This is a genomic window from Paraflavitalea sp. (assembly GCF_059502485.1).
The window spans coordinates 1-11,766 of the sequence record NZ_JCACET010000009.1 but is presented as its reverse complement, the minus strand read 5'-3'; the positions used below and the strand labels follow the sequence as shown (position 1 = coordinate 11,766).

General features: G+C 46.2%; 10 protein-coding genes. 6 read left to right on the top strand and 4 right to left on the bottom strand.

The window, feature by feature from the left end; genetic code table 11:
• Positions 1-11 precede the first annotated feature (11 nt).
• The 3 genes from AC5JBY_RS15875 to AC5JBY_RS15865 form a co-directional block, all read right to left on the bottom strand.
• Entirely contained in the window at positions 12-455 is a 444-nt protein-coding gene (locus AC5JBY_RS15875; protein ID WP_495905601.1) for a multicopper oxidase domain-containing protein, read from the bottom strand.
• Positions 456-540: 85 nt separating this feature from the next.
• Positions 541-1,251 carry a haloacid dehalogenase type II gene (locus AC5JBY_RS15870; RefSeq protein WP_495905600.1) on the bottom strand — a complete coding sequence of 237 codons (711 nt, stop codon included), beginning with the start codon at positions 1,249-1,251 and terminating at the stop codon, positions 541-543.
• Positions 1,252-1,262: 11 nt separating this feature from the next.
• Positions 1,263-1,952 carry a response regulator transcription factor gene (locus tag AC5JBY_RS15865; protein WP_495905599.1) on the bottom strand — a complete coding sequence of 230 codons (690 nt, stop codon included), beginning with the start codon at positions 1,950-1,952 and terminating at the stop codon, positions 1,263-1,265.
• Positions 1,953-2,168: 216 nt separating this feature from the next.
• Here AC5JBY_RS15865 and AC5JBY_RS15860 point away from each other — a divergent pair, with 216 nt between their 5' ends.
• The gene (locus tag AC5JBY_RS15860) at positions 2,169-2,444 is read left to right on the top strand and encodes a hypothetical protein (RefSeq protein ID WP_495905598.1); all 276 of its coding nucleotides are present in this window, start codon (positions 2,169-2,171) and stop codon (positions 2,442-2,444) included.
• Between the two features lie 134 nt (positions 2,445-2,578).
• Here the strand turns inward: AC5JBY_RS15860 and AC5JBY_RS15855 are convergent, their stop codons facing one another.
• Complete coding sequence (locus AC5JBY_RS15855; protein WP_495905597.1) at positions 2,579-3,871, bottom strand: spondin domain-containing protein; 1,293 nt, start codon at positions 3,869-3,871, stop codon at positions 2,579-2,581.
• A gap of 201 nt (positions 3,872-4,072) precedes the next feature.
• Between AC5JBY_RS15855 and AC5JBY_RS15850 the strand changes: the two genes are divergently transcribed.
• Genes AC5JBY_RS15850 through AC5JBY_RS15830 form a run of 5 tightly spaced genes read left to right on the top strand, consistent with a single transcriptional unit; the run spans position 4,073 to position 11,121 of the window.
• Positions 4,073-5,104 (top strand): DUF4421 family protein, encoded by a 1,032-nt coding sequence (locus AC5JBY_RS15850; RefSeq protein ID WP_495905596.1) that lies wholly within the window; start codon positions 4,073-4,075, stop codon positions 5,102-5,104.
• A gap of 3 nt (positions 5,105-5,107) precedes the next feature.
• Positions 5,108-7,291, top strand: a complete 2,184-nt coding sequence (locus AC5JBY_RS15845; protein ID WP_495905595.1) for a GAF domain-containing protein — start codon at positions 5,108-5,110, stop codon at positions 7,289-7,291.
• A gap of 59 nt (positions 7,292-7,350) precedes the next feature.
• Positions 7,351-8,202 carry a hypothetical protein gene (locus AC5JBY_RS15840; protein WP_495905594.1) on the top strand — a complete coding sequence of 284 codons (852 nt, stop codon included), beginning with the start codon at positions 7,351-7,353 and terminating at the stop codon, positions 8,200-8,202.
• Positions 8,203-8,214: 12 nt separating this feature from the next.
• Positions 8,215-10,674 carry a mechanosensitive ion channel family protein gene (locus AC5JBY_RS15835; RefSeq protein WP_495905593.1) on the top strand — a complete coding sequence of 820 codons (2,460 nt, stop codon included), beginning with the start codon at positions 8,215-8,217 and terminating at the stop codon, positions 10,672-10,674.
• 36 nt (positions 10,675-10,710) lie between these two features.
• Positions 10,711-11,121 (top strand): DUF2846 domain-containing protein, encoded by a 411-nt coding sequence (locus tag AC5JBY_RS15830; RefSeq protein WP_495905592.1) that lies wholly within the window; start codon positions 10,711-10,713, stop codon positions 11,119-11,121.
• Positions 11,122-11,766: the final 645 nt, after the last annotated feature.

Sequence of the window (11,766 nt, the reverse complement as noted above, 5' to 3'; positions counted from 1 at the left end):
GACAGGGTTTATTACTTTGCTTTGATCACCATTAGCCCTACTACACCATTGTCTTTCTGTTCCATACGCGTAATGTGGTATTTGTACACACCCGTCTTGTTCTTTTGCAATGGTGCTGCAAAGGTTTGTCCGGCTGTGATGGTGACCCAATCCCTTCGTGGTTTTTCGGGCATCAGCACAGTGGGCAGCATCAGGATCAATTCCTGGCGGGTATTGTTGCGAAAACTGATGGAAGATAATTCGTTCAATTTCAGTTCCAGGATTTTAGGAGGTACAAGGTTATTAACTGAAAAGGAATGAATTACGCTTTTGCCTGAGGTGAGGGTTGTATCTTTTATTACAAAAAGGAAGGTGCCTTGCTTTTCAATGCTTTGAGTTGGATGAATGGCATTTTGCCCTGTTTTACCGGGCATCAGCAACGTTGCCCACCAGGCGATGGTAAATAATATTGGCATAGCAACAATTTTTGGTGACAAACCTGCAATTTGCTGCACTCTGTTAAGCTATGTATTAGTATAATATTAGAATCTGGTTAACATATCAGTCCATCCACGTTTTTGTGGATGTAGTAAAAATGTTGGCGAGTTCCAACAGATTACTGCAGGTATAATCCGGCTCGGGCGCTAAAGGATATAGAATTTGTTCGGACTGCAGGAGATATGCTGTTTGCATTCCAGCATTTACTGCACCTGCAATATCCCATCCATGGGCTGAAACGAGGAGTGTTTCTTCGGGACGGACCTTCATTTGTTCAAGCGCCCAAGTATATACACCCATATAGGGTTTGTATTTGCCAACGTGCTCAGCACTCATTACTTTGCTGAAATAGGAGATCAATCCCGTGCGCTCCATGCGATCAACCACGGTTTTTTGGGGTGAATTGGTCAATGCGGCCATCAGAAACCCTTCATCGTTAAGGAGGGAGAGCCCTTCCTGCACTCCCTGATTGAGTGGCAGGTGCTTCAGCAGCTCCAAAATCCTGTTGATATCGACGGTTGTAACTTCTTTGGACAATATTTGTCCGGTCATGCGCATCGTGGCTGCGGCTATGGCCGGAAAGTCATTGAACTGCTCGATGCAGTTATCGACAAAGCAGTATTGCATAAACTGGCCCATCCAGATGGTGTAGGCATGCCTGTTGTTGTAAATGGCATTTATCTTTTTTTGTACTTCGCCCATATCGAGCAATGTTTCGTATACATCCAGCAGGATCAATTTGGGCCGCTCCTTATAGGAATTATTATCTTTCATACGATCGTTTATTATGAAGCTTTCAACATATATCCCATACCTGTTTGTGTGAGGATCAGCTTCTTTTCATACTTTTTATCAATCTTGTTGCGAAGGTAGTTAATGTACACATCAATGACATTGGAATTGGTATCAAAGTCAATATCCCAGACATTGACTGCAATATCGGCGCGGGATACGACCCTATTTCTGTTACGAATGAGATATTCAAGTAACTGAAATTCTTTAACTGTCAGGATAATGATATCCTCTCCCCTTTTTACTTCTTTGGTATCGAGATTCATGGTAAGGTCATCAGCCTGCAAGAGATTGCCTACCGGCAAATGCTGAGACATGGTGCGCTTGAGCAATACCCTGATCTTTACCAACAGTTCCTGAAATTCAAAGGGTTTTACGAGGTAATCATCTGCTCCTGAATCGTAGCCTTCAATTTTATCATTGAGTCTGCCCAGTGCTGTTAGCATAATGATCGGCATTTGGGCATTGTGATTGCGGATAATGCGACAAAGCTCATAACCATTGACACCTGGCAGGTTGATGTCTAAAACAACCAGGTTAAATGAATGCGCAAAATATAATCGCTCACCGAGCTTTCCATCATAAGCTACTTCTACATGGTATCCATGTTCCATGAGACCAGTTTTCAATGTATCCGCGATCTTGTGTTCATCTTCTACAATCAAAACTTTTCGCTCTTCCATAATCTAAAATAATTGTTATCGATATACAACAATCAGAGAAAGCCGTGCCAAAAATATGTTAAAACCCGCTCTAATGTAATTCTAATACAAGGCTAACGGGCTGCTAATAGTACGGATGTAATTTTAAGACATCCAAAAGAAATCAATTTATTAACCGCATATAGCTATGTGTATAATCAACAGTAACAATGAAAAAGATAATAAACATATTAGTGGGTGTGGTGGCCTTTGCCGGACTCTGCGATGGAAAAGGGATTGGCTGTTGCACACTATGAGAAACTGGTGGATGTATTAACAGCAGATACAGCTTCAGCGACTCATAAAAAATGGCTGGTAGAGGCTTATGGTTACCTGGCAGCTTATCAAACGAATGAAAAGCAAAATTATGAGCAAGCGTTGGATCACCTTAATGACATTCTGGAACTGGACCCTGCCAACCAGGACGCCAAACAATATATTGCCATTCTTGAAAAAAAGCTGGATGAGGAATAAATGACATCATTACCGGTTTTATAGGTTACATAGGTGTTTTTCAATGGTTCTTTTATCAATGAGGAGGCCGTCTCTAAATCGAGGCGGCCTCTTAATATTTTGTATGAGCGTTGCCAAGTGGTGGCTGTCCAGACTTAATTAATCGTCACCCGGATAATATCCTTAATAGGGGGCAACGTAGTGAATGGGTTGGGATTGGGCACTGCCTGTATGGGTTTACTTTCTGCTAATGGCGTACCAGCGAGATTGAACTGGGTGATGCCGGCGCCCGGAAACTGGTCGATGGCCGTGCCATTGTCGTAGAGCCCGATACTGGTGGACACATCCCCTTTGACTGCAGGATCTATCCCGCTTGCCGGGGTAGCAAAGAACCAATCATTGGAAAAACCATACATAGTGGCGATGGCCAACCTGTCGCCTTTGGTGTACATAATGGATTGTGACACCTTACCGCCTACCTGTTCACCAATCACTGGTAACAATACTCTGGTACCAAGCGCCGGTAATACATATACTTCTTTCACTCCTTTCATTGTTTTAAGCGCGGCCGCCAGTATGTCTGCATTGCCCTGCTGCGCCAATTCTTTCAATCCCTGCCCCCGGTCGTTCTCACCAATTTTATATACCGGATTGTCGATACCATTGTAAACGACTACCAATACGGGTGACAGCGGTGTGAATATGCCCGTGATGCCCGACACATAAGTGCTCAGTGGACCGTTGTTGCCCGCTTCCGCGATTGACGTCAGCCCATTGGATGTTGGCATCTCTTTAGTATACAATGGCATTGCGTTCAGGAGGGTTCCTCCTGCGATGTAAGAAACTGCCCACACGCCCGGGCTGAAAGGTGTTTCGTTAGCCGTGCCTCCGGAAATGTTTGTGATCGTGAGGGTGAAATAAGAATTGCCTTCATAAGCCAGTGTAGCTTTCATCAATTTAGCGGCTGCGAGGTAGGTATTGCCTTGTGCATCTGTACCGTTTACCTCTGTGATGTTCTTATTGTCCGCAGTACCCGGATGGTTTACCAACATGCCCGGCACCTGGTTAATTCTCGTGCCGTTATCCCACAGCTTTATCTGTGCAGACACATCGCCCTGGATGGGGTTGCCGCCTGCATCATACAACGTGATGCCGGGGTTTTCCGGTGCAAAGAACAGGTCGTTGGACCATCCATACATCGTAGCAAAGGAAAGGGCTTCGCCTTTGGCTCCTGCAAAACGGATCGTGGTCGATTGACCGGGCAGTATCACTGCGGGCGTACCAGCACCCTGAAAAGTACCCGACTGTACGAGTGGTTTGGATTGCAATACGTTTTCAATGGTAATGGCGCCGGATGCAGGCATCTCTTCTTCTTTGTCTTTCTTACAGGCTGTTGCTGCCAGCAGGATGCCGGCGCCCAGTACGGTGTGGATAATTGTTTTATTCATCATTATTTTGTTTCGGACAAAACTATCCGACACAATGAGGGCAGGCAATGACGACTCTTCCCGCCGGGTTGTCTAAACAACCCGAAAATGATGGTTTAACATTTCATTTCAACAAAGCTTTTGAACTGTTCGTGCCTATCTCCTGTAGCCCCGGAATAATACGTGGGATAATAATTTCCTATTTTTATATAAATAAATTGTATGGGGCCTATACGCAATAGTGTATTTATAATTATTGCATTTGCAAGTTGTGCTTATGCGCAGGCCGATACGCCGGGTATTCAAAGGTTACGTCTCGAAAAGCTTAGCCATCTAATCGTATTGAAGGTTACACAAAGTACAGACGTGGAGAAATTGGCGGTGATAACCGGCGCCCGGGACATTCGCCTGAGCCCGAATGCAGCGTCCATTACCGGCCTTTCCTTTAGCTACCGGTATATCTACTTCGGTATCAGCACCGTCCTCAGATTTTTGCCAGGCAACAACGATGATATCAAAAAAGGAAGGACGCGCAACACAGGTCTGGTTTTCAGTTTGGGAGGCAAGCATTGGTACAATGAGTTTACGTATGCCAAAACCCGCGGATATTACCTCACAAACACCAGAGACTTCAACACCAACTGGACATCCGGACAGCCGTATGTCCAAATTCCTGCACTTGTATTGACGCAATTCCAGGGAATAACGGCCTATAATTTCAATATGCAATATTCCCTGAGCGCAGTCACTTTCCAAACCGAAAGACAGCTACGGAGCGCTGGCAGCTTCATTCCCCGAATACGTTACGGCTATTTTATTAATGATGATCAGTCAATCCCCCTGCCTAACGGCTTCACCCAAAAAGCCCGCAACCTGGAAATAATAGCTGGCCCTGGTTATCACTATACATTTGTAGCGCGGGAGCGTTTTTATGCTTCGCTGGCCCTAACACCGGGGGTAGGTTACCTTTATTCGCGTATTGCTACGCGCTATGCCACAGAAACAATGAAAGGCAACCAACACAACTTAGTGTGGCGCCTGGATAGCAGAGCCGGTGCGGGCTATAATGGTGGCCGCTTCTTTGCAGGCCTTTATGCCGATCTCGGTCTATCCGCCTTCAACCAGCAGCATACCAGGGTGAACACAGAAGACGACCGGACTGCGTGGCAGTTATTTGTTGGCTATCGCCTGCGGGCACCGCGCTGGATAGCCAAGCCCGTCCAGAAAGCCGGCAAAATAATCGGCATCGACTAACGCATGGCAGTACTTCCGACTATATCCAATCATCAATGGCCCTTCCGGGTTGAATGGTCATTTGACGCCCTGACAGGCTCAGCGGATCATGGCACACCTGATGCTGCCGATATAAGCCGGCTGATCGAAAGGTTTTTTCCACCTGAACTGGGTGAAAGTGATATCCGTGCCGTGTGTATTCCATTCAGCGATGCCTTATTCAATCACACGCCACGTTTTGTGAGGCTGCTGCAAGAGGCCGGTCCTGCATTTCATTTCACCATTAAAGATCCAGATCCGCATCACAGCTACATTGCCTGCTGCTGCCTTATTCTCAACAAATATTACGGTACCCACATTGACCTTCAAAAGCCATTGCTCTACGAAATACCTGACGCTGATGGCATCAGTAAATATTACCGGGTGCTGTACAATACCCGTTTTATTGAAGTAGCGCCTACTGAGAAAGCTATGGCCATCCACAGCGAGGACATTGAACGACTGATTAATAGCTACGATGACCTGGATCTGTGGAAGTTTTTTTTTCCCGAAGAAAGCTGGCTGCTGAAAGGTTTTGCATTTCTTACATTAATTGACGTAACTGTAGAGAATGCCGTATCAGTGTTCAAAGAAAAACTGCTGGCGCTGCATACCGACAATTTTCGCGACAGCGTAACCTCCATCTTTCGTTCGGTCTTTGGACTGGCAGGCATTGAAGTAGGCTTCACGCTATTTGATCCGATGACCCGGCGATTGCGGCAGGCAATATTTAATGGTCAGCAGCTTAGTTTTCTACTGCCGGATGCGAAGGAATTGCCAGGCAGGCGTGTGCTGGGGCCGGAAGAATACCAACAATTAATCCATGGACGGAAAAAGTGGGTGGTGGCTGATGCACAGCAGGTTGCCGAAAGTGCTATCGGCCGCAGTGCTGCCCGGCTGTTCAGCAGACAGGGATGGCAAAGCTTTATCCTTGCACCCGTGGTGAAAGATGGGCAGGTGGCAGGTCTGTTGGAGGTGGTGGCGCCCGGACGGGGCGACCTGCATTCGATCGGTGCTCAGAAATTGGACGTTGTGATGCCTTTCCTGGCGGATGCCATCCTGCGATTGATCACCCGCTTTCAATTACAGGCGGATGCGATTATACAACAACGCTATACAGCTATACATCCGAGTGTAAAATGGCGATTTGTGCAGGAAGTAGAAAAATGGTTGTACAGCCAGGAACTGGGTAAACCGGTTCCGATGGCCGAAATTGTGCTTGAAGATGTGACGCCATTTTATGGGCAGGTGGATCTGAGGGGATCTTCGCGACAGCGCAATGAATGTGTGCAACTGGATTTGCTGCAACAAATGGACGCGCTGCTGCGGTTACTGCATGATACAGGCTTGCTTCCGGAGCAGCGGAAGGTCATCGAAAAGTCGCGACAGCAGATCGAATCAGTCTACGCAGCCTATACTGAAGAAAGTATTGCAGGATACCTGGCAATCATACAACGGGAACTTGTTACGATGGTCAAGGGTGGGCGAAAGGACTCAGCGATAACGACCTGGTTGACAGATTGCGACCCGCAAAAAGGCGCTTTCCACCGCCGGAGAAGGGACTATCTGCACACGGTGGCCTCGGTAAATAACAACCTGGTGGCAGTGCTGAACGAAGCGCAGATAGCAGCCCAGCAGATCGTGCCACACTATTGTGAATTTTACAAGACTGATGGCCTGGAGCATGTGTTATACGCTGGCCGGGCGATAACCCCGCATTTGCCCTTTAGCCACGATACAATTGAGGCGTTGCGATACTGGCAACTCGAAACGATTTGCAAAATGGAGCGATCACACCATACACTGATGCCCCAATTGCCTTATCCGCTGGATGTCACTTGCCTCGTGCTTGCCTGGCAGCATCCGCTCACGCTCCGTTTTCGCACAGACGAAAAGCATTTCGATGTAGACGGAAGTTATAATGTAAAGTTTGAAGTATTGAAAAAGCGTATTGACAAAGCGACGGTCAAACAAACTGGTGAGCGTATAACTATGCCGGGTAGACTTACGATCGTATATGCCGGTGCACAGGATGAACAGGCTTATGGTCAGTTGCTAAACAGACTGTACCGGGCTGGATGGACAGAGAAGGGCTGGGAAACGTTGGAGCTGGAAGACCTCCCTGACGTTACCGGCCTGAAGGCACTGCGAGCTGTATTTGTATATTAAAATGTAACGAATTGCTTATCTTTAGTTAACTGCTGTTAAACTTTTAAATATTACCTATCATGAGAAAGCTAACTGTGTTTTGTTTACTGCTGATGAGCAGTTTACCCATTTTTGCACAACAAACTACTGTTAAAAATGATGTGGTATTAAAAATGGACGGTGAAGAGCTTACCGGTAAGGTGCTTAAGATCAATGATGGCGACATCGAGTTTGCTTATGCCGGAGAAACGCTAAGTTATACGATCAAAAAGACCGACATTATCAAGATCACTTTTAGCAGCGGCCGCATCCAGGTATTCAACAAGCCCGCATTACCTTCTGAGACAAAAAACGAACCGGCAGCTGGCGTATCTAAAAGTGGACCGGGCCTGGAAGACCATCATAACAAGGTAGCTATTCTTCCCTTTACTTTTATTCGCGATGGTCAATCTGCCGCCGATGCCATCAGCGACCAGGTTCAAAATGAGTGTTATGCTTTCATGAGCAAGCATTCGGGTATTTTTTCCATCCTCGACCCACGCACCAGCAATGCGCTGCTGATCAAAGCGGGCGTGGATAAGGAAACTATCAAAGGATATACGATGGAAGATCTTTGTAATATTCTCGGCGTGGAATATGTAGTAGATGGCGTTGTATCGATGAACAAGACAACCCAAACAAACTATCAATCGAACTCCGGCTCTTCCACTACTAAGGATAACAATAAGAATGATAACAGGGACAGGAAATACAATTCTTATTCTTATGGTACAGCCAGGCAGAATTATCAAACGAACCTGACGTTGAATATGTATAATGATAAGGGTAGCAGTGTGTACAGCCAAAACCGCACATCGTTCTGGAACACACAGGATGCGTATAAGAATACGCTGGAATACCTGCTGAAGCGCTCTCCGCTTTACACGAAATAATGATCCTTGCTCATGACATATCGCTTCTTTTCCTGTAGCGTTTTTTGTTTATGGTTATTTTTTTGCTGCCTGTGCATCACTGTGCCGGCGCAACAGACCGACACTACGCAACGGTTACCTGCGCGTGCAGGTCAATTTTTACAAAAAGCAAGGGCGTTTGGTCAGGCAGAGGCCATTCGAAGTATCGAGAAATACCGTGTAGGGCATCTGGCCATCGAGCAGGAAAAGCTATTGCAGGAGTTGCGGCACACTGTGGAGCGGGCCAAATTATTGTTGCGCAAAGGGATCGATACGGCTTTTTATCAAACCGAATTGAAGATTACACATTCGGAATTGGAACTGGTGCGCGATGGCATATTCGAGCATCCGGGCAGTGCACAGACGACGCGCAACCTTGCCGTGACATCGAGTATACTGAGCGAGTTGTTGTTGAAGATGACGGAGCGCCGGAATGAACTGGGGCGCTATGTAAATACGCTAACTGATATTGTAGATCATATAGACAGTGTATCGGCGGATTCAGTGTTGTATACCTTTGCCGGCGATTCGTTGCAGACGATACAATATGTGCGTAAGCTGGCTGTGCTGGCCCGCGAACTGGGCCCTACCGATACCGCCTTGCGCAAAACTGTCGGTTCGCTACAGGTGTTAGAAACCGGCCTCGACATGATGGTGGTGGAAATCCGCTCGAACCTGGAAGATGTGGAGCGATACCGGGGTGAACAGATCGAGCATAGTTTCGATGCCGAGTTTCCTGCATTATGGGAAGCGCCGTTGCGACACCGGGCTTTCGGGGAGATTGTGGCCGTATCAGCCGCCAAGGAAAGGCTGGCGCTTGTTTATTATCTGCATGATTTCCGGGGGCGGCTGGTGATTGTGTTGCTGCTGATCCTTGCGTCCTGGTATTTTTTACATTCACTGAAAAAGAAATGGGTACAGGAACGAGGGCTTGATCCGCAATTCAAGGGACAATTGGTGGTACGTTATCCGTTATTATCAGCCATCTTACTGGTGCTGAACATATTCCAGTTCCTTTTTCTGCAACCGCCTTTTGTGTTTGGGGCATGCATCTGGCTAATCAGTGCGATTTGTCTTGGCATCCTGTTCTACCGATTCATTGCTGGATTCTGGATGCGCTTTTGGGTAGTGATGGTCTTGTTGTTTGTGCTGGCTGCGCTGACCAATATGCAGCTGCAGGCTTCCCGGCCTGAAAGATGGTGGATGTTATTGTTGTCGCTAACCGGCGTTTCCTATAGCATATATGTGTTGCGCAGTCCGCAGCGTAAGGAGCTAAAGGAAAAAGGCATTGTATATTTCATCGGCTTTGTCGTATTTGCTGAAGGGGTGTCCATTCTGCTGAACTTAACCGGCAGGTATAACCTTGCCAAGACGATGCTGGTAAGCGGCTATGCCGGATTGGTGATTGCGATCCTGTTCTTATGGACGGTGAGGCTGATCAATGAGGGGCTGGTGATGATCTCAAATGTTTATAAACATCCTGACAGAAAGTTGTTTTACATTGACTTTACCCGGATAGGTGAACGTGTGCCCCGTTTCTTTTATGTATTTCTTGTAGTGGGCTGGTTCATCCTCGTGGCGCGGAACTTTTATGCCTTCCAGGAAGCGGCTACGCCCTTTATGGAATTTCTGACGGCAGAAAGAGTGCTGGGCAATTATACTTTCACGATCAATAGCATTTTTATTTTCGTTGTGATTCTTCTGGTTTCCGTCATTCTTTCCCAGGTCATCTCCTTCTTTGCCAGTGATCCGGGCGACCAACGCAATAAGGATAAACTGACACGCCGGGCTGGCGTAGGAAGCTGGCTGCTGCTTATCAGGATCTTCGTGCTGGCGCTTGGGTTGTTCTTTGCTTTTGCCGCCGCCGGTATTCCTATCGACAAACTGACCATTGTATTGGGAGCGTTGGGCGTAGGTATCGGATTGGGATTGCAAGGGCTTGTGAGCAACCTGGTGAGTGGACTTATCATTGCCTTTGAGAAGCCTGTGAACGTGGGTGATATCATCGAAGTGAATGGCCAACTGGGTACGATGAAAACTATTGGCTTCCGGAGCAGTGTGGTAAGCCTAATCGACGGCGCCTGCCTGATCATACCAAACAGTGACTTATTAAGTAATCACCTCGTCAATTGGACGATGGGGCATAACAGACGCAGGCTGAATGTATTGATCAGTGTAGCGTACGGCAGTGACTTGAAAAAGGTGAAGGCCGTACTGGAAAGCGTGCTAAAAAGTCATGAGAAGGTGTTGCAGTTTCCTGAACCCATTGTATCTGTGAAAGCTTTTGAGGATAGCTCTATCGATATCGATCTTTATTTCTGGGTGGGTCATGTGCGGGACTTTTTGGGTCTGCGCAACGACGTGATTACGCTGGTGAATGAAGCGTTTTTGCGGGAAGGCATCACGGTGCCGTTCCCACAACAAGATATTCATATTATCAATGATGGTAAGTAAACGAATATATTATTAAACCAATTAAATTATCCCTGTATGAAAAAAATCAGCCTATTGTCCTTACTTACTGTATTGCTTTTGATTTCCTCAGTTTGTTTTTCCCAGGAAAAAACAGGCCAGGTATATTTTATCCGTGCCACCGGTTATGTGAGCAGTGCGGTCAACTTCCGGGTATATCTTGATGATTCCCTTGTTTGCAAACTAAAGAACAAAACGTATTCTGTGCATACCGTCAAGGCTGGTAAGCATACTGTGCGAGCCGCGAATACTGGTCTTTCCAGTCACAAAAAATCAGCACCTTTTGAAGTTGAAGTGAAAGAAGGCCAGACCACCTACGTTGATGTCGTGTGGGCTAACACTGTATCCTGCCAGGAGATTACTGCCAATTCTGCACAAAGCAAATTGAAGGGTATTAAACAGGCAACGAATTGTTCGTCTAATGATTAGGTAAAGGAAAATGCTTGGCTGAATACCTTCGCCAGTAAAGCAATAAAAAAGTGCCCAACCGAGGGTTAAAAAGGTTTCAGACGAATTTCTCTTATCCTGCTTTACCGGATATTGGATGTAATATCCATTTTTTCAGGTGTTGATAGCATGTTTGTAGTGCTAAAGGTCTGAACCAGATAACGTGCCATTAAGGGACATTTGACTTTTGGATAATTGTTACAACGGAATCAGAAAATATTCCAAGCACGCTACTATTTATTTTTTCGTTTTGAAACAAGATATAATAGGGTAACCTGTTTATAGGCCAGGTTGCGTGTTTGCACCTGTTAAGGAACTTAATTAAAAGACAAACATACATTCAAGCTGTTTTACTTATCTTTATTTAGGTAAATAGTTCTCGTGAAGTAAATATGTTTTGTGCGTCATTCGTGGAGTTACGAGGTTTTGCAGGTAAATAACAATTGATTTTCAGCTACTAAAACATGGGTTTACAACTCTCTCTCCGCCCACAAAGTTGCTATCGCAACGTTCTCTGGCGGAAGTCGTCAACAGAAATTGCTAAGTAAACGAATAGTAAAAGCCCTGATTTTTGAAGTGACCCCAAAAAGTTGGACTTTTTTTTAAGATTTTAAGCGGCCTGATTTC

Excerpts from the sequence above, each read along its gene's own strand:
- AC5JBY_RS15875 (WP_495905601.1), bottom strand. The coding sequence starts at position 455 with ATGCCAATATTATTTACCATCGCCTGGTGGGCAACGTTGCTGATGCCC.
- AC5JBY_RS15870 (WP_495905600.1), bottom strand. The coding sequence starts at position 1,251 with ATGAAAGATAATAATTCCTATAAGGAGCGGCCCAAATTGATCCTGCTG.
- AC5JBY_RS15865 (WP_495905599.1), bottom strand. The coding sequence starts at position 1,952 with ATGGAAGAGCGAAAAGTTTTGATTGTAGAAGATGAACACAAGATCGCG.
- AC5JBY_RS15855 (WP_495905597.1), bottom strand. The coding sequence starts at position 3,871 with ATGAATAAAACAATTATCCACACCGTACTGGGCGCCGGCATCCTGCTG.
- AC5JBY_RS15850 (WP_495905596.1), top strand. The coding sequence starts at position 4,073 with ATGGGGCCTATACGCAATAGTGTATTTATAATTATTGCATTTGCAAGT.
- AC5JBY_RS15845 (WP_495905595.1), top strand. The coding sequence starts at position 5,108 with ATGGCAGTACTTCCGACTATATCCAATCATCAATGGCCCTTCCGGGTT.
- AC5JBY_RS15840 (WP_495905594.1), top strand. The coding sequence starts at position 7,351 with ATGAGAAAGCTAACTGTGTTTTGTTTACTGCTGATGAGCAGTTTACCC.
- AC5JBY_RS15835 (WP_495905593.1), top strand. The coding sequence starts at position 8,215 with ATGACATATCGCTTCTTTTCCTGTAGCGTTTTTTGTTTATGGTTATTT.
- AC5JBY_RS15830 (WP_495905592.1), top strand. The coding sequence starts at position 10,711 with ATGAAAAAAATCAGCCTATTGTCCTTACTTACTGTATTGCTTTTGATT.